At 40.3% G+C, this 18122-nt stretch carries 14 protein-coding genes; 6 read left to right on the top strand and 8 right to left on the bottom strand.

Annotated features, from left to right (window positions below; all coding sequences use genetic code 11):
* Window positions 1-55 precede the first annotated feature (55 nt).
* A complete protein-coding gene (locus RMZ41_RS23300; RefSeq protein WP_322643011.1) occupies window positions 56-376 on the top strand; it encodes a TMEM14 family protein in 321 nt (106 codons plus the stop codon).
* Window positions 377-737: 361 nt separating this feature from the next.
* Here RMZ41_RS23300 and RMZ41_RS23295 read toward each other — a convergent pair whose 3' ends face one another.
* From RMZ41_RS23295 to RMZ41_RS23280, 4 genes are all read right to left on the bottom strand, one after another.
* A complete protein-coding gene (locus RMZ41_RS23295; protein ID WP_322643010.1) occupies window positions 738-1604 on the bottom strand; it encodes a fructosamine kinase family protein in 867 nt (288 codons plus the stop codon).
* Between the two features lie 168 nt (window positions 1605-1772).
* Window positions 1773-3053: a pitrilysin family protein gene (locus tag RMZ41_RS23290; protein WP_322643009.1), complete on the bottom strand. Its 1281-nt coding sequence runs from the start codon at window positions 3051-3053 to the stop codon at window positions 1773-1775.
* 203 nt (window positions 3054-3256) lie between these two features.
* Complete coding sequence (locus RMZ41_RS23285) at window positions 3257-3679, bottom strand: hypothetical protein (protein ID WP_322643008.1); 423 nt, start codon at window positions 3677-3679, stop codon at window positions 3257-3259.
* Window positions 3680-3782: 103 nt separating this feature from the next.
* Window positions 3783-4652 (bottom strand): zinc metalloprotease HtpX, encoded by an 870-nt coding sequence (locus RMZ41_RS23280; RefSeq protein ID WP_322643007.1) that lies wholly within the window; start codon window positions 4650-4652, stop codon window positions 3783-3785.
* Between the two features lie 492 nt (window positions 4653-5144).
* On the opposite strand from RMZ41_RS23280, the gene RMZ41_RS23275 reads away from it, so the two are divergent.
* Window positions 5145-5423: a GlsB/YeaQ/YmgE family stress response membrane protein gene (locus RMZ41_RS23275; protein ID WP_322643006.1), complete on the top strand. Its 279-nt coding sequence runs from the start codon at window positions 5145-5147 to the stop codon at window positions 5421-5423.
* Between the two features lie 58 nt (window positions 5424-5481).
* Window positions 5482-6372, top strand: a complete 891-nt coding sequence (locus RMZ41_RS23270) for a hypothetical protein (RefSeq protein WP_322643005.1) — start codon at window positions 5482-5484, stop codon at window positions 6370-6372.
* 369 nt (window positions 6373-6741) lie between these two features.
* On the opposite strand, the gene RMZ41_RS23265 is transcribed toward RMZ41_RS23270, so the two are convergent.
* The gene (locus tag RMZ41_RS23265) at window positions 6742-6975 is read right to left on the bottom strand and encodes a hypothetical protein (protein WP_322643004.1); all 234 of its coding nucleotides are present in this window, start codon (window positions 6973-6975) and stop codon (window positions 6742-6744) included.
* A gap of 349 nt (window positions 6976-7324) precedes the next feature.
* Here RMZ41_RS23265 and RMZ41_RS23260 point away from each other — a divergent pair, with 349 nt between their 5' ends.
* The gene (locus RMZ41_RS23260; RefSeq protein WP_322643003.1) at window positions 7325-10963 is read left to right on the top strand and encodes a response regulator; all 3639 of its coding nucleotides are present in this window, start codon (window positions 7325-7327) and stop codon (window positions 10961-10963) included.
* Window positions 10964-11028: 65 nt separating this feature from the next.
* On the opposite strand, the gene RMZ41_RS23255 is transcribed toward RMZ41_RS23260, so the two are convergent.
* Complete coding sequence (locus tag RMZ41_RS23255; RefSeq protein WP_322643002.1) at window positions 11029-11724, bottom strand: Uma2 family endonuclease; 696 nt, start codon at window positions 11722-11724, stop codon at window positions 11029-11031.
* 352 nt (window positions 11725-12076) lie between these two features.
* Window positions 12077-13093, bottom strand: a complete 1017-nt coding sequence (locus RMZ41_RS23250) for a ribose-phosphate pyrophosphokinase (protein WP_322643001.1) — start codon at window positions 13091-13093, stop codon at window positions 12077-12079.
* Between the two features lie 693 nt (window positions 13094-13786).
* Here RMZ41_RS23250 and RMZ41_RS23245 point away from each other — a divergent pair.
* Window positions 13787-15736 (top strand): amino acid transporter, encoded by a 1950-nt coding sequence (locus RMZ41_RS23245; protein WP_322643000.1) that lies wholly within the window; start codon window positions 13787-13789, stop codon window positions 15734-15736.
* A 56-nt stretch (window positions 15737-15792) separates the two neighbouring features.
* Here RMZ41_RS23245 and RMZ41_RS23240 read toward each other — a convergent pair whose 3' ends face one another.
* On the bottom strand, window positions 15793-17331 hold the full coding sequence (locus RMZ41_RS23240) for a glycosyltransferase family 39 protein (protein WP_322734329.1): 1539 nt from the start codon (window positions 17329-17331) through the stop codon (window positions 15793-15795).
* A 220-nt stretch (window positions 17332-17551) separates the two neighbouring features.
* Between RMZ41_RS23240 and RMZ41_RS23235 the strand changes: the two genes are divergently transcribed.
* Window positions 17552-17902 (top strand): histidine triad nucleotide-binding protein, encoded by a 351-nt coding sequence (locus RMZ41_RS23235; RefSeq protein WP_322642998.1) that lies wholly within the window; start codon window positions 17552-17554, stop codon window positions 17900-17902.
* Window positions 17903-18122: the final 220 nt, after the last annotated feature.

Genomic DNA, 18122 nt, shown 5'->3' with positions numbered 1-18122 from the left:
CTATGGTAAATTGTCTGCTGACCTTGGCAGTAAAGTCAAAATCTACAGATGAACAATGAATTTAAGTATAATTGCTGCTTTCGCCTACGGGATATTAGCGATCGCTGGTGGCATTATTGGCTATATTCAAGCTAGAAGTAAGGTTTCACTGGTAAGTGGTAGTATTAGCGGTTTATTACTGATACTCGCCGCTTACTTTCAACTCCAAGGACAAACCTGGGGTTTGATTTTAGCAGCGTTAGTTACTGCTGTTTTGGTGGTAGTCTTTGCAGTTCGACTAGCTAAAACACGCAAGTTTATGCCGGCGGGATTAATGACGATTTTGGGAATGTTGGCATTGGCGGTGATGGTGAGTCAAATTGCGGCTTTAAAGTAGCATCAGTTTTTAAGCAATAAGCTGTTACGCATTTAAGTTGTATATTTACTTGTGAGGATTGTCATTAGTCATTTGTCATTAGTCATTTGTATTTTAAAGGACAGATGACCAATCGACTTAGGGCAGTCAAAACGTCAAAATGTACAATTTAGACGCGCATCAGCTTAACCACCCTTTTGTTTGTTGTCACGCTTAGAATTTAGGACGCGCAGCCATCGCATTAACATAGCAAGCCAACGCATTGACATAGCAAGTCATCGCATTAACATAGCAAGCCATCGCATTGACATAGCAAGCCATCGCATTGCTATTGCAGGGTATTGCCAAATCTAATTTGCTACAAATTAATGAAATGCTGTAGTTAGCGCAAAATCTGCTCAATCATCCGGTTCGCTTGGGAAGCATAACCGCCGCCAAATAAATTGAAGTGATTCAAAATGTGATACAGGTTATAGAGTGTTTTTCTCTGTTCATAGCCTGCATCTAAAGGAAAAACTTCGTTGTAACCTTTGTAAAAGGCTGCGGGGAACCCACCAAATAATTCTGTCATAGCAATATCAACTTCGCGATCGCCAAAATAAGTTGCTGGATCGAATATCACCGGTTCTCCTGACGCTGTACACCCGGCATTTCCGCCCCATAAATCGCCATGTACTAAAGATGGTTGTACTTGATGATCTGCCAATAGTTCAGGGATAGCTGCTAGTAATTTTTCTTGTTGGGGGAAACTTCCTCCGCGTCGCCTTGCCAACTGAAATTGATAACCTAGACGATGTTTAATATAAAATTCTATCCAATCTGCTGTCCAAGTATTGATTTGGGGTGTTGAACCAATAGTATTGTTAATTTTCCAACCAAAACCTTGGCTACTGCTAGCTTGATGCATCGCTGCCAACTTGCGCCCCATCGCTTCCCATAAATTGCTGTTACCGTTACCAAGTTCTAACCATTCCAGCACGATATAGCTAGAGTTGTTCTCAGTTACACCCCAGCAAATAGGCTTAGGGACGCGAATACTACCTGTTGCTAGCATTTCCTTTAAACCCAATGCTTCAGCCTCAAACATCGCAGCTTGGGATGCAAGGTTTTGCTTGACGAAGTAAGTAATCTCACCATTTGAAACAGCATAACCCTGGTTGATACATCCGCCACCAACCGATCGCCGTTGCTGACTCTGAAATTTTTCGCCAGTCACCTGGCTAATATGAGCATCGATTTGAGTCCACATGATTAAATTGGGAATTGAGAATGGGGAATTGGGAATGGGGCAGGGAGTAGGGGGCAGGGAAGCAGGGGGCAGGGGGCAGGGGGCAGGAAGCAGGGGGCAGGGAGCAGGGGGCAGGGGGAAAGAGATAAGGTAATGTTATTCTCCCCAATTCCCAATTTCCCATTTTCTTTACGGCTTAACGACAACCACACCATAAGCATCTGGGGAAAGATACTCTTTGGCTGCTTGCATTAAGTCAGTTGCATTTTGACTCTGAATATAGTTTGGGTAATTAAAGGCGGGTTCTAAATCACCCACCAAGGAATGATAGTAACCATACAACCCAGTGCGATCGCTTGGTGTTTCATTGCCAAAAATAAATTTGTTCGCTACTCGCCGCCGTACACGGGCAATTTCTGACTCTGTGACTAACTCGGTTTGGATTGTGCGAATATGTTTAGCGATCGCATCTTCTACTTCTGCTAAATTTTCCACTGCACATTTAGCTGAAATATAAAATGTCCCTTGCAACTGATTGCTCATATTGCTCACAGAAATCGAAGAAACTAACCCCCGTTCTTCTCGTAAATCCCTCACCAGTCTTGATGTCCGTCCATGTCCCAACACTCCTGCTAAAACATCCAATGCATAGGTGCGATCTAACTGCGCCATTCCTGGAACCCGCCAAACCATCACTAGCCTTGCTTGCTGGAGACTGTCATCTGTAAATTCTCGACGGACAATTTCTGTAAATGGTGACTCAGGATTTAATGGTGAGTTTGTAGAGACGCGATTCATCGCGTCTGCGCTGAGTGTTTTTGTAAATCCTTCCGCAACGATCGCAATTAATTCTTCCACAGGCAAATTGCCCACAGCAACAGCAGTAATTGATTGAGGTTGATACCAACTATGATGAAAATCCCGCATCTGCTGGGGTTTAAGTTGGGAAATTACCGATTCTGGCCCCAATACCGCACGGCGATAAGGTAGCTCATTATAGGCTGTTTCCATTGCCCGGCGAAATGTCCGCCGTTGGGGATTATCCGCTGAACGTCTGATTTCTTCTAAAACTACTAATCGCTCCCGTTCAAAAGCATCATCAGGAATACTAGCATTTGTTACTACATCTATTTGTAGTGGAGCAAGTTCGGCAAAATCTTTGGGGGCAGTGGTTATATAGTAATGAGTATAATCTTGGCTAGTCGCGGCATTTGTAACAGCACCCCGTTCTTCAATTCGCCGTTCAAACTCGCCGCTAGCCAGCCGTTCTGTTCCCTTAAAAATCATGTGTTCTAAAAAGTGAGCCATACCGTTAATGGCATCAGATTCGACGGCTGAACCAACTTTAATCCATAAGTTAAGATTTACAGCTTCAACTGGCATTTGCTCCGCGATGATTGTTAAACCATTGGGTAACTGATGCAGGGTTGGGCTATGAAGACGACTAAATTTTTGCAGGGTTGAAGTCATTGCTACTTGTGTGAAGAGCTACGTTACCTCTTTATATTATCCGCGACTGAAGAGGCAGGGGGCAGGGGGCAGGGGGCAGAGGGCAGGACAGAAAATCATATAAAAAGACTTCTCCCTAGTTTTACTATGTAAAACTTGTCCCTCTCCGAGTCGGAGAGGGACAGATTTGAACTTTAGTTTAAGACAGACAGAGGTTACGTGAATTAACGAGAGTAAGGATTATTAAAGGTTTCCCAAGCAGCAATAGCCGCCTTTTGCAGACGGAAATTGAAGTCTACGAAGTCTTTCATGATTAAATGCCAGTTTCTCTCAACTTCATCTTGAATTATCGCCCAAGAGTCCTCTAAGCGATCGCGTTCTTTCACTTTCCTGCCTTCAATCAATTCTCGTGCTTGTCGCACAGCTTTCAAATAAGTGTCACGTGTAAGAGTCCCTGCTGATTCTGCTTGATTGCGTCTTTCTAGTGCCTCAATCAGCGCTTTGGTTTCGCGCTTCAATTCATCACTTTCACCAACCATTTCGGTTTCTACTAATTTATCGGTGCGAGGACTAATTTCTAAAATTACTATGGATTCGGTAGATTCAATTACGGGACTTTCAAAAGATCCGATGTTGTTACCATTCATAGTTAAAACATCCTTAATTTCAAAGTTTACTCTCGAATTAAAACTCCACCCTGTTGACAAATGACAAATGACCAATGACAAATGACCAATGACAAATGACTAACTAATAAGCTTTTGTTGGTAGTTTTTGCTCTAATTTCAGTAATGCTGCAACTCGCTCTTCTGTCGCAGGGTGACTGGAGAACAAGTTACCCATAAACTGCCCAGAGATAGAATTGATAATTAATAACGGCTCATAAGCTGGATTAACATTTAAACGCATCTGCTTTGTTGAGGCTTCTAACCGTTGTAATGCTCTAGCTAAGGCGCGGGGATTACCAGTTAATTTAGCAGAACCGGCATCAGCAGAAAATTCTCGTGTGCGCGAAATTGCTAGTTGAATAATTGTTGCAGCCAGTGGCGCAAGCATTACTGTTAACAAGACACCTAAAGGATTACCACCTCTGTTGTCATCTCGTGAACCACCGCCAAACCATAGGCCGTAACTCACCATTTGCGCTAGGAATGAGATAGCACCAGCAACAGTAGCAGCAACCGCTTGTGTGAGGGTGTCACGATTAATAATGTGGGTCAGTTCGTGGGCGATAACGCCTTCGAGTTCATCGTCTGGTAAGATATTCAAAATGCCTTCGGTGACAGCTACAGCCGCGTGTTCGGGATCGCGTCCTGTAGCAAAGGCGTTAGCTCCCTGGCTAGGAACAATGTAAACTCTAGGCATGGGGATATTGGCGCGATCGCTTAATCTCTGCACCATCCGATAAAGTCCTGGTGCTTCCCTTTCACTCACAGGCTGGGCCTGGTACACTGCCAGCGCAATCTTATCTGATTGATACCAAGACAACAGGTTTGTTACTGCTGCCAAGCCAATTCCAATTATTAAACCACTAGTACCGCCAATTACCCAGTAACTAATTGCTATCAAAAGCCCACTTAATGCAGCGAGAAAAACAGCCGTTTTCAATTGATTTGTCATGTTTCCGCTCTCCTGCTAATGCTGTATAAATTTTCTAGAAAACAGCATTACTTAAGTTACATCTTGATTGTATCTAGTTCAACTTAGATATATGGTACAGAAAACCTCTCAGAGAAGTACGGTTTTCCCACTTAGCTTTTATATAACAGAATTTATAATGACTTTTTACACATCTATCTAAAGGAGTAATTTTCTTATATAGATATTTAAGATACAAGTGCGATGCCTACGGCGGGCTAAGTTTATGCCATTAATTACGATGTGTGTATTAGTTAATAGGGTTAAATGAAAAAAGTAAGATTGCCATAGCAAAGACATTAGTGTGACTCATTTATCTATTCATCCTTAAATACAACCAAATTTGTGAACATTCAAATAATATCTAAAGATTTTTGATATTAGTTCTCTAGATAGATCGGGAATTTTGCAGCTAAACTTTAATATGAAATAGTCAAAAACAAATAAAGTGGATTCTCACAAAGGAGAAATTCAATGACTAACATTATTGCTTGGCTGGTTTTAGGTTTAATTGCAGGTGCATTAGCTAAGTTATTTTATCCAGGAACCCAAGGTGGCGGTATTCTCTCCACCATTATCTTAGGAATACTTGGAGCCGTAGTAGGTGGTTATTTGGGTCAGATTTTACTAGGAAGTGGTTCAGCCGCCGCCGCATCCGCCGGAGCTTTATCCCTTGGAAGTATTTTGTTTGCTGTTCTAGGCGCTATGCTACTGATCTTCCTTTGGGGTTTATTGACTCGTCGAGCAGTGTAATTACCTCAAATTAGTTGATAGTTGTGGGAATCATTTCTAGCTGTAATGAATCGAGAAAATGACATTAGAAAAAGAGCGAATAACCATAGGAGTTTTCGCTAGATGTTCCGATGCACTGTTGGTACTTCAGGAACTAAAAGCTTCTAATTTCCCAATGCATAAAGTTTCTGCGATTGCCCAGAATGTAGAAGAACAAAGTGATATTGCTGGTGTTGAAGTTAAAGAACGCACTAGCAATATATCTGCATCAGAGGTTGCTGAAGCTCATAATGGTGAAGCTTTAGGTGATTTTAGTGGCTTATTAGTCGGTTTCGTTATCTGGTTAGTTCCTGATATAGGCAAAGTGATGCTAGCCGGACTACAAGCAACAGCGATCGCTTCTACTTTAACAGATGGTTTACCTGGTTTATTCCTAAATTTAGGAATTTCTAAAGAACAAGCGCAGGGTTACAGCAATCTTGTCTGTAAAGGTTACTGTTTGGTGATAGTAACTGGTGTAGACATAGAAATTCGTCTTGCTCAGAGGATTTTTAATCGTCGCGATCTTCAAGAACGGGGTATTAATGGGCCATATTTAACCCCTAATAGTCGCTATAAATACGCTATTAGTGTTTTTTATACGCGCAAAGATGCAGAAAAAGCACTTACGGAACTGAGAACTGCTGGCTTTCCGATGACTCAAGTATCCATAATTACTAAAAATGTAAATGGTCTAGGTGATATGTTTGAGTTGGATATCAAGAGTTCTCAACATAACTACACTAGTTTGGGAATTCCTGATGATGCAGGCAGATATTATGAGCATCAGGTATCATTAGGCTATTATTTAATAGTCATCAAAGGCACTGATATCTATATAGCAGGTGCAAGAGCTATTTTAGAGAGTAACAAGAGCCAGTATTTTAGCATATATAGCCAATCTAAAGTTGATGTGGCTAGCGCCAGATAACGAGAAATTTCTAGTGAATTATCAGTTAAACTTAAAAGGTTTGACGATATCAGGCAATTGTACATATCCTTGAAAATTTATAGAAAAAGCGTGTTAATTTCTATAGAAATTAAATTTCAGTATAAGTATATATTGTCTTTATTAAGCCTTAATTTTCCATCTTATTACTTAAATTTGCCATTAATCTGTATCACAAAAAAATATAAGCGTATAATTACTTAAATATATGTAAAATTATACATCATAGATATTCATAGATATAGTTTACAAATCATCTTAAGAAGAGAATCATGGATTTGGCTATTATTTGCAAAGTCCTAATTAATACTTGACAAGGTTTTTTGATAAAAAAGGATGTCAATATTAAACCTAAGCCCCAATAGAATAGTCTTCGGGTAAAATAATATCTGTTTCAAATAGCAAAATAGTAGTTTCGTAACCAATCCTACCAATTTCTGGTTCTGAACCCATTTCCATTTCTACAAGATACGACCAATTTCCAGAGGTAGAATTACATTGTACTATAGTTCCCAATCCACCAATAAATTCTACCTTTTGCCCTTTGCCAAATTTTGGTCTTGCTCGCTCAATTACTGTAATCATAAAAACTACCATTTTTTAGTCAGAATTTTGATATATGTTAAAGTTATAATCTAAGAACAAGTATTTAATTATCCCCCACAAGATGCAATTAAAAAATTACGTGATTGCTTCTTTTGAAAGAATTTATGTTATCCAAAGGTTTGATAATTGTAAAATTATAAAAATGTTAAAGGAAAAATCTTTATATACTTATTTAATATAATGTTACATTTGTAAAAATTGTAAGATGCAAGTGATAATTTCGATTGTGCCAACAATTAGGCATATTTAAAAAGAAAATGTTTTACATTTGTTTGGGATAGCTAAAACAAAATCATAAAATAAATACTTTGAATACCTGACTGTAATAATGTTAAACCGTTTGAAGATTGGAACCAAGATTGGAGTAAGTTTTGTCTTAAGTTTGGCAACTCTGACCACCATTGGTCTAATCTGCTACCAAAGCACCAATGAGTTAATTGAAACTTCGAGCAAAGAAACCCATACTTACCAGGTGCTAAGTCAGCTTGAAGACCTAAACTTGCAACTGACAAATGCTGAAACTGGGCAACGCGGTTACATTATTACTGGAGAAGAGCGCTATTTAGAACCTTATAACGCTGCTATTGGAGTACTTAATCAAAGAGTTAAGGAACTTCAGAGGGTAACATCAGATAATCCCAACCAACAAAATCGGCTTGATATTTTGCAGCCACTATTAACTCAAAGAATGGCTGTAATGAAAGATGTCATTGATCTAAGGCAAAGCCAAGGCGTGGAACCTGCCCAGAAAGCTATCCTGACAGATCAAGGTAAGCAGCTGATGGATCAGATTCAGAAAGTTATTCAAGCGATGAAAACTGAAGAGAATGCACTGCTAAAACAGCGTTCTGAGAAGGCTAAAGCAGCTGCTCACCAAACGATCGCTACTATTGTCTATAGTATTCCCTTATTTTCTTTAGTCTTAGCTTTGATTGGATTCGCCCTGAGCAAACATATCTCAGCCCCTCTGAAGCAAGTTTCTGATTTAGCGGAAAAAATGGCGGATGGGGATTTATCGGTGAGTTTACCAGATAGCGATCGCCTAGATGAAATTGGTGTGTTGACTCGCACCTTCAACCAGATGATTGTTAATCTGCGAAACACAACTCAAAGAAATGACGAGCAAAACTGGCTAAAATCTAACTTAGCTGAATTTACCCAGATGCTCCAAGGGCAGCGGAATTTGGAAAATGCGACTAGCTTAATATTGTCAAATTTAGCACCATTGGTTGGAGCATCGCAGGGCGTTTTTTATGCTATGACATCTATAGACAACCAGCCAGTGCTGAAATTGTTGAGTAGCTATGCTTACAAAAAGCGAAAAAACTTAGCAAATCAGTTTCGCTTGGGCGAGGGATTAGTAGGACAATGCGCCCTAGAAAAACAAAGAATCCTCCTTACACAAGTTCCTAATGACTATATCCGCATCAATTCTGGTTTGGGAGAAGCACCACCATTAAATATTATTGTCTTGCCTGTAATTTTTGAGACAGAGGTAAGTGCCGTAATTGAACTTGCCTCTTTTAGCCCTTTCAGCCATTTGCATCTGACATTTTTAGAGCAATTGAGTGAAAATCTAGGTGTATTTTTAAATAACATCGCTTCACAATTACAAACCCAGCAACTACTTGAAGAGTCTGTTGCTTTAACAGAAGAACTGCAAACCCAGCAAGAAGAACTACAGCAGAGTAATCAACGTCTAGAAGAACAGGCGCAGGAATTGGAAGAATCACAATTTCTTGTCAAGCAGTCTAACGAAGAATTACAACAACTAAATGAAGAATTAGAAGAAAAAGCAGAACTGTTAGAAGTTCAAAATCAGGAAGTTGCTCGCAAGAACCAGGAAGTTGAGCGTGCAAGGCAGTCTTTTGAAGAAAAAGCTGAACAGCTAGCCTTATCTTCCAAATATAAGTCGGAATTCCTTGCGAATATGTCCCATGAATTACGGACACCGCTAAATAGTCTGTTGATTTTAGCAAGACTGTTAGCAGATAATTCTCTTAATAACTTGACTGACAAACAAGTAGAGTACAGCCGGACTATTTACTCAGCTGGCACTGATTTGCTGGAATTGATCAATGATATTTTAGATTTGGCAAAAATTGAGTCGGGTACTATGTTGCTCAATATTGAGCAAATTGCTTTTACAGATTTGGAAATGTCTTTAGAACAGACTTTTCGGCAATTGGCCCATAACAAAGAACTCAGTTTTACTATTGAGCTAGATGATAAGTTACCCCCGACAATTTATAACGACTCAAAACGTCTGCAACAAGTGCTGAAAAATCTTCTAGCTAACGCTTTTAAGTTTACTGAACAGGGAAGCGTGAAGTTAGAAATTAGTATGTCTTCTGATGCAGACCAAGTTGATAACCCAATGATTGCTTTTGCAGTTAGCGACACAGGTATAGGAATTCCACCCGAGAAACAGAAGATTATTTTTGAAGCATTTCAGCAGGCAGATGGCACAACCAGCCGCAAGTACGGCGGGACTGGCTTGGGTTTGTCCATCAGCCGCGAATTGGCTCAACTGTTGGGAGGAAGAATTGAACTAGTCAGCCAACCAGGGCAGGGAAGTATCTTCACGCTCTACTTACCCAGACGACAGGAAAAAAATAGCATAAATACTTTTACACCCCCTCAGCAAACTAATATCCGCAAAGCATTAACTATTTCCAAAGAAGTGCCTCTGGTAGAAAAAGAAATTGTAACTGTGGATACTTCACCGCCGGGGAAAATATTTACTACCTTGGCACATGAAATCCCAGACGATCGGGAAATAATTCAAGCAGGCGATCGCATTTTACTAATTATCGAAGATGACGAGAAATTTGCCCGCATCTTACTTGATATGGCTCGTGAACAAGGCTTTAAGGTAATTGTTGCCTTACAAAGCAAACAAGGTCTAGCACTCGCACAACAGTTTAAGCCCGATGCGATTATGCTAGATATTTATATGCCAGAAATGGATGGTTGGACGGTTCTGGATCGTTTGAAACATAAACCTGATACTAGACATATACCAGTACATATACTTTCTGTGGATGAAAGACAGCAACGGGGATTACAACTAGGAGCGATTACCTATCTCCAAAAACCTGTTTCTCCAGAGGCACTAACTCAGGTATTGACTGATATTAAAGGCTTTATTGAGCGTCAAGTAAGAAATCTCCTGATCGTAGAAGACGATCCCGTACAAGCTCAAAGTATTATCGAACTGATTGGTAATGGTGATGTCCACAGTACAGCAGTGGGTACGGGAGCAGAAGCCCTCTCAATTTTGCGATCGCACCACTTTGATTGTATGGTACTGGATCTTGGTCTGCCCGATATGAGCGGGTTTGCCCTAATTGAGCAAATCAAGCAAGAATCTAGACTGTTGAAACTACCGATTATTGTTTACACCGGCAAAGAACTCAGCCGACAAGAAGAAACCCAACTGCGGGGACTAGCAGAAACAATTATTATTAAAAATGTGCGATCGCCAGAGCGGTTATTAGACGAAACTGCTCTATTTTTGCATCGGGTGCAAGCAAATTTGCCCCCACCAAAGCGTCAGATACTAGAGCAGCTACACCAAAACGATCCGGTGCTGGCAAATCGGAAAATTTTGATTGTAGACGATGACCTAAGAAATATTTTTGCCCTCACCAGCTTTTTAGAAAGCTATCAAATGCAAGTGCTGTTTGCCGAAAATGGCAGAGATGGCATAGAGATGTTGCAAACTAATCATGACATTAATATAGTGTTGATGGATATCATGATGCCAGAAATGGATGGTTATGAAACCACCCGCGCCATCCGCCAGCAACAACAATTCCGTTCCCTACCAATAATTGCTTTAACTGCCAAAGCCATGCCAGGCGATCGCGAAAAGTGCATCGAAGCTGGAGCTTCTGACTACATCACTAAACCTGTAGATACTGAGCAACTACTTTCACTACTTCGAGTTTGGCTGTATCGTTAAAATCGTTAAGGAGTCATGTTTTTTATAGGACTCCTATCTGATTTTTGAAAAAACTCAGTACATATCTATTCCCTATTTCCCATATTCTCATTCAACTTTTGCATAAATTCTTGATGTTCAGTGGCAGCTAAACCTGCTTGTAACACAGATAACACCGTTGCCATTTCTCCTGACAGCAAAGCAGGTATCGACAACCATAACCCCGGAAACACCTGACTGCGAATAATTCCCTGCTCATCGGTTGGTAGCAAAACATACTCGTCCGCTTGCAGCCTAAACCAATCCAACTGATTATCTAATGTTCGCCAGACAATATACTCCTGTACTCCATTCCGTCGATAGGTGCGTTTTTTATCATGTAGATCGATGGCTGCACTGCTTGCTGCTACTTCTATCACCAGTTCGGGTGCGCCTTGGATATAATCATCTTCACTAATCAACGCCTGTCTGCCCGGAATGAATAGTACCGCGTCAGGCTGTGGTTCATTATCTGGATCTAAACGCACTGTGGGTTCAATTCCCAGGACAACCCCAGGTGTTGCCGTTTTATAGTTCCACAACCACCCGATTAAATCTCCATGTGGTTCCCCATGACTTTTAATTCTCAGTGGCGATGCCATGATATATACAACTCCTTCAACCAGTTCAGCTTTTCTTAAATGCGGCATTGCCTGATAGCGACGCTCAAATTCGCAGCGAGATAAGCGATCGCCATTTTCCAGAGGTAAAACTGAAATCACTTTTTTAGGAGTTGTAACCATCCCTTTGTCCTCTTTACGCAAATTGTCCAAACTTAATCAAAGTATTCTAATTTGGCTCTGCTGCATCCATTTTAATACTCCACGTCAATAACCCCAGCCTAAGAGGGATGGGGCTGTAGGGTATCTCGCAGAAGAACAGTTTAAATTATTTCTTAATAATCTTGAGAATAAACTTAGTTATATAGCAACAGCCTTGGTGGTTAGGACATCAACAGATGATGAAACTTAGACACAAAAAGACTTTTCACCCAGTCCCCAGTCCCCAGCCCCTTGCTATACAACTAAAAACCCACACTGTAACCGATTAAAAGGGACAGTGTGGGTAATTTATACCTGTAACGCGAATGAGAGTTTAGCGAAACATACTACTAACTGAAGTATCTTCATGAATCCGCCAGATGGTTTCTCCTAAAAGATTAGCCACCGACAGCACCACTAGTTGAGAAAAACGATTGGCTTCTGGTATGGGGATCGTATTGGTGACAATGACTTCCTCAAACAAACCACTAGATAATCGCTCCATCGCTGGTGGAGAGAATACCGCATGAGTTGCACAGGCGTATACCTGACGCGCTCCCTCTTCACGCAGTAATCGCGCCCCTTCTGCGATCGTGCCGCCAGTGTCGATCATGTCATCCACCAACACTGCTGTTTTGCCTTTAACATCGCCGATGACATTTAACACTTCTGCAACATTATGTGCCTGACGACGTTTGTCAATAATTGCCAGTGGCGCATCATTCAGTTTTTTTGCAAATGCTCTGGCCCTTGCTACACCGCCAACATCAGGGGAAACAACCACCAAATCGGGAAGTTGTTTGCTGGCTAGATAATCCAGCAATACTGGCGAACCGTAAACATGATCAAAAGGGATATCGAAATAACCTTGGATTTGTGCCGAGTGCAAATCCATTGCTAAAACGCGGTTAGCTCCAGCTTCAGTGATCAAGTTAGCAACCAGCTTGGCGGTTATTGACTCTCGTCCTGCCGTTTTGCGATCGGCACGAGCATAGCCATAGTAGGGAATTACTGCCGTCACCTGTCGCGCAGAAGCTCGACGACAAGCGTCAACCATAATCAATAATTCCATCAAGTGATCGTTTACGGGTTGACAACATGGCTGGATTAAATAAACATCACAACCCCGAATTGATTCTTGGATTTGAACGTAAAGTTCTCCATCCGCAAATCTTTTGCGAATCATTGGCCCCAAGTCCATGCCCAGATAACGAGCAACTTCTTGAGACAGTTGGATATTGGCAGAGCCAGAAAACAGCCGCAGGCGATGATTCTCGGTCAGTCCTGTTGCGGATGGTTGCACTTTGAAAGTTGCAGAACTGAGCACAGCAGATCCTCTATGTGCATTCATAGTAATATTATCATTAGAGATTTAATAGATTTAACCGAGAAATTGCCTAAAAAACATTTGTGAGTTTTATTGAAGCTTCCATACAAAATTAAAACATGTTCCTATAAAATTATCATTTGTTAACTGTCTAGTTTTTTTTGCAAGCAAACTATTTATACCTGAATCGGTATCAAATCCGTCCACTCAGTCTATAGTTCAAGTTTTTTGGTTTGAGGCAAAGAACCCCAATCTCTCAAAGATTGGTATGATAAATTGCTTATTCTAAGTACCTTATTTATAAGTGACAGCAAAGCATTTACAATTTAGGTGATATTGATGAAGTTTGTTTTTAGACGGATGAACACTTGGAGCTAAGTGTCCAACACGTATCTAATTATATTCTATGATCCTAGCGGTAAATAAATAAACTGGCAGACTTAATTTTTAGCTTGGAGCCAAAAGCCCACACCCATCCTTACTCCGAAAGTCTTAAATCCTTTCCCATTGGTCTTATCGGAGCGGAGAACGTCGATTAATTTTTTTTATGTTTGACTTTTCGCCGATCTGACTGGTCTAATCTCACTAAATATTTTGTAAATCGGACAGGATGCTTAATCTACAATATTATTGCTATATCTTTGTAGTTAACAATTTTAATAAACCACAAAGGCTTAGAAAAATCACAAAGCCAAGTTTTAGAACACACTGTATTTGATGGCTAAATCAATTATTTCAACAAAACGCCTCAGCAGTCAGTTTATCAGCTGGTTGCTTGAAGAAAACAGACGTGATAAGGAAGGAGCGTACCGCCGGAGGGAAGAAACACATCGTCAGCATTCTTGGTGGCAGGTTATGTGCTTGACTGGTGTAGATTATTTCTCAACCCTTGGCTATCAACCTGGTATTGCAGCACTGGCTGCTGGCGCTCTTTCTCCTATAGCTACCCTGGTTCTAGTTTTGCTGACGCTATTTGGAGCATTACCAATCTATCGACGCATTGCTGCCGAAAGCCCTCATGGTGAAGGGTCGATCGCAATGTTAGAGCGTTTGCTCCCTTGGTGGCAAGGCAAATTACTTGTGCTGTGCTTACTCGGCTTTGTGGCAACCGACTTTATTATTACTATTACCCTTTCGGCTGCTGATGCTACAGCCCATATTATCGAAAATCCCCTTACCCCAGATTGGTTTCACGGTCAGACGATCGCAATTACCCTAGTATTAGTTGCATTACTAGGTGCAGTTTTCTTGAGAGGTTTCCGAGAAGCGATTGGGATTGCTGTAGTATTGGTGGCAGTTTATTTGCTGTTAAACTTCGTTGTCGTTGGCGTTGGTGTGTCTCAGATTTTAACTCACCCAGGAGCGATCGCTAATTGGCAGACTGCACTTTTTGCTCGCCATTCTAATCCTTTGATCCTAATTGGTATAGCTCTTTTGATATTTCCCAAGCTAGCGCTAGGATTATCAGGCTTTGAGACTGGCGTAACCGTTATGCCCCTTGTCAAGGGTAGCAGCAATGACACTCCCGAATACTCCAGAGGGCGGATTCGGAATACACGCAAGCTGCTCACTAGTGCTGCTTTGATTATGAGCTTCTTTTTGCTCACCACCAGCTTTATAACTACCCTACTGATTCCAGTCGCAGAATTTGCATCTGGGGGTAAAGCTAACGGACGCGCCCTTGCTTATTTAGCACATTTGTATTTAGGCAATGCCTTTGGCACAATTTACGATCTAAGTACTATTTCCATTTTGTGGTTTGCAGGTGCTTCTGCAATGGCAGGGCTGCTAAATATTGTGCCTCGCTACCTCCCACGCTACGGTATGGCTCCTAATTGGGCACGAGTTACGCGACCTTTAGTGTTAGTCTACACAGCGATCGCTTTTGTTGTCACAATTATTTTCAGAGCAAATGTGGAAGCTCAAGGTGGAGCTTATGCAACTGGTGTGCTTGTATTGATCACCTCAGCAGCATTTGCCGTAACCTTATCAGCCCACCGTCACAGAGAGAAGCGGGCAAGACTGGTTTTTGCAATTATTACACTGCTATTTTTATATACTACTGTTGTCAATATCATCGAAAGACCAGAGGGGATTAGAATTGCTGGGTTTTTCATTGGCGCGATCATTTTTACCTCGCTGGTTTCTCGTGTTTGGCGTTCAACAGAACTACGAACAGAGCGAATTGAAGTTGACGAACTTGCCGAACAATTTCTGGCCGAAGAAAGCCAGGGAGCAATCCGATTGATTGCAAATCGGTTGAATAAAGGCGATGTTCTAGAGTATTTTTTAAAAGAGAAAGAGGTACGCGAAGACAACCATATTCCACCCAACGATCCAATTCTTTTTCTAGAAATTCAGGTATCAGATGCTTCGGAGTTTGCGGATATTATCAAAGTCAGAGGGGTACAAGTTGGCGATTATCGCATTTTACGGGCTGAGAGTGCAGCAGTACCTAATGCGATCGCGGCCTTACTGCTTTACATTCGCGATCATACAGGAAAAATCCCTCATGCCTACTTCGGCTGGGTTGAGGGCAACCCCATACAATACTTACTGCGTTTTATTTTATTTGGAGAGGGCGACATTGCTGTGGTAACTCGTGAAGTACTCCGTCGGGCTGAAAAGGAGCCTCACAAACGTCCTGGCGTTCATGTTGGTGGTTAAGCATCATAAATAATTGAGCCGCCCCAGCAAAAACTTCATAAAAGAGGCGCTTTTTTCTATTTTTTCCTCGTGAACCGATATATCTTTATATAATTCCAATCATTCTCACCTTCCAATTTATATAAATCATTCATTTCTACTTTAAAAACATCCTTGTATTTCCAATAATATTCGCGGTTAAGTATCACATAAACTGTATCTGCATTTTGGGTTGCTACATTAACTTGTTCTCCAATAGTTTTTATCTTCATATCTTCTCTAATATAATCTGGTAAATATATGGTCGATGAATCGCCATAATATCGAAATAATGTATCTTGCCCAAGTAACAATACAGATTTGGCAGATTGATTTCGAGTTTTTATCAGATAGCGAACAGCTGAACGGTAGTCATCTTTTGCATAAGCTGGATTTAAATAATATTGCCAATTGGAATAAAGATTCATCAATAGCAAAGAAACTGTAGCTAACTTTGGAACTTGAGAGGCTATGTAAAGTTTATTTTTACGCTGGTAATTATGTAAAAAAGCTGATGGTATTAGAATAAAAAGTGGTATGCAGACAAAAAAAGAGTGCCTTGGTAGCAAATTAATTTTAGTCCCCACTGCAAAAATTAAAAGTAGTAGAAAGGATATCGTTAAAAGTGAAGTAAAAAAGTAATCAGCCTCTTTATACCTTTTTCTCTTACGCTGTTTTAATAAACTTCTTACTAAAGCTATAAAAATAACAGCAATGACAATAATAAATATTAGGAAATGAGGCCAGTAACCAAGGAAAACATTTATCTTATCTTGATCGCGTAATTTTTCTAGTGGTGGGCCATAAGATGTACCAACTAATATACCGTATATCACAAACATTATGTTTGTAATTATGGGTAATCCAGCACGAGTAACTGTAGTTGCTGTTGGATCGGATGCAGCAGGTGAAGATAAGTAAAACCAAAGCATTGGGGAGGAAAAAACTATTGGGGGTATCCACCATCTAATTAATTCTTTTAAGTTTTTATAAACAATTGCATGAGATAAAAAAATAGCTGAACTAAATATGATTGTTAAAATACTGCCAAAACTCCCTATGGCAGTCAATATCCCAAAAAGCAATTGTGGAATGATTTTATTACTCTTGTCTACAGTAATTGCATAACTAAAGAAATAGATTTGAAGTAAGGTAAGAAATATTAATAATGCATAAGGTCTGGCATCTTGGCTGTAGAATACACTGAAGGAACTAACTGCTAAGATCGTTGATGACCATAAAGCATGTTTTTTTCCATAAATATGTAAACAAGTAAAAAATATAGTAATTACTGAACCGACTCCTAACAGAGATGAGAGCGATCTAATCGCAAATTCACTATCTCCAAAAACTGAGCGCCAATAGAACAAGACCAAATAATAAAGTGGTTGGTATTTATCACCAGCTTCTATAGTTATAATTTTTAAGAAATTTTCTTGAACGCTCGCACCATTAGATAGTTCTAAACTCCACCCTTCATCAAACCAAAGACTTTGATTTTGCAACAAAAAGAAACGCAAAAATATACTAATTGCGATAATAATAAAAACAATAAAATAGTATTTTGACTGTTTCATAAAAAGCTCCAAAGCAGTGATACACACAATATGCAACTTTCTAATCATCAAAATCTTACCCTGTAGTTCAGTAAGAGATTGTAATTATTGTCTCTACGCTGGGGCGGGACGAATGTTATCTATGGAAGACTTTATCACAGGAAGGAGTATTCTGTTGTGTAGATGATCTAGTTACTAGACTAAAACTTTAAAATCTCTAGCAGATGAGTAGGTAATTAGCATGAGTGAAACCATAGAAACGATTTTCGGCAAAATCATTCGTCGGGAAATTCCGGCTGATATTATTTATGAGGATGATTTAGTCTTAGCATTCAAAGACATCCACCCCCAAGCACCAGTTCATATCCTCGTTATTCCCAAAAAACCCATTCCCACCCTAGCTGATGCTGAATCTCAAGATCATGCTCTGTTAGGGCATCTTTTGTTAACCGCCAAACGTGTTGCAGAAGAAGCTGGATTGAAAAACGGTTATCGAGTTGTCATCAACACTGGTGATGATGGTGGACAGACAGTTCACCACTTACATCTACATATTTTGGGAGGACGGCAGTTGGACTGGCCTCCTGGTTAATAAAAGTCGATGAATTGTGTCTCTAGACGCAATTCATCACTAAAAAAAATCGCTGCCATAATCAATACATATATAATATTTCTTTACAAATATCAATTTTGCTTCTAATCTAATAAATATAGATAAGCAAATGTGCTTATCAAATTCATAAATAACTAACCGCACTTATAAGACAATGACAGCAACTATTCAACGCCGCGAAAGCGCCAACGTATGGGAT

This window comes from Nostoc sp. DedVER02, from assembly GCF_034530675.2.
Taxonomy (GTDB): Bacteria; Cyanobacteriota; Cyanobacteriia; order Cyanobacteriales; family Nostocaceae; genus Nostoc.
This window is presented reverse-complemented; position numbering and strand designations above follow the sequence as displayed.

Excerpts from the sequence above, each read along its gene's own strand:
- RMZ41_RS23300 (WP_322643011.1), top strand. The coding sequence starts at position 56 with ATGAATTTAAGTATAATTGCTGCTTTCGCCTACGGGATATTAGCGATC.
- RMZ41_RS23295 (WP_322643010.1), bottom strand. The coding sequence starts at position 1,604 with ATGTGGACTCAAATCGATGCTCATATTAGCCAGGTGACTGGCGAAAAA.
- RMZ41_RS23290 (WP_322643009.1), bottom strand. The coding sequence starts at position 3,053 with ATGACTTCAACCCTGCAAAAATTTAGTCGTCTTCATAGCCCAACCCTG.
- RMZ41_RS23285 (WP_322643008.1), bottom strand. The coding sequence starts at position 3,679 with ATGAATGGTAACAACATCGGATCTTTTGAAAGTCCCGTAATTGAATCT.
- RMZ41_RS23280 (WP_322643007.1), bottom strand. The coding sequence starts at position 4,652 with ATGACAAATCAATTGAAAACGGCTGTTTTTCTCGCTGCATTAAGTGGG.
- RMZ41_RS23275 (WP_322643006.1), top strand. The coding sequence starts at position 5,145 with ATGACTAACATTATTGCTTGGCTGGTTTTAGGTTTAATTGCAGGTGCA.
- RMZ41_RS23270 (WP_322643005.1), top strand. The coding sequence starts at position 5,482 with ATGACATTAGAAAAAGAGCGAATAACCATAGGAGTTTTCGCTAGATGT.
- RMZ41_RS23265 (WP_322643004.1), bottom strand. The coding sequence starts at position 6,975 with ATGATTACAGTAATTGAGCGAGCAAGACCAAAATTTGGCAAAGGGCAA.
- RMZ41_RS23260 (WP_322643003.1), top strand. The coding sequence starts at position 7,325 with ATGTTAAACCGTTTGAAGATTGGAACCAAGATTGGAGTAAGTTTTGTC.
- RMZ41_RS23255 (WP_322643002.1), bottom strand. The coding sequence starts at position 11,724 with ATGGTTACAACTCCTAAAAAAGTGATTTCAGTTTTACCTCTGGAAAAT.
- RMZ41_RS23250 (WP_322643001.1), bottom strand. The coding sequence starts at position 13,093 with ATGAATGCACATAGAGGATCTGCTGTGCTCAGTTCTGCAACTTTCAAA.
- RMZ41_RS23245 (WP_322643000.1), top strand. The coding sequence starts at position 13,787 with ATGGCTAAATCAATTATTTCAACAAAACGCCTCAGCAGTCAGTTTATC.
- RMZ41_RS23240 (WP_322734329.1), bottom strand. The coding sequence starts at position 17,331 with ATGAAACAGTCAAAATACTATTTTATTGTTTTTATTATTATCGCAATT.
- RMZ41_RS23235 (WP_322642998.1), top strand. The coding sequence starts at position 17,552 with ATGAGTGAAACCATAGAAACGATTTTCGGCAAAATCATTCGTCGGGAA.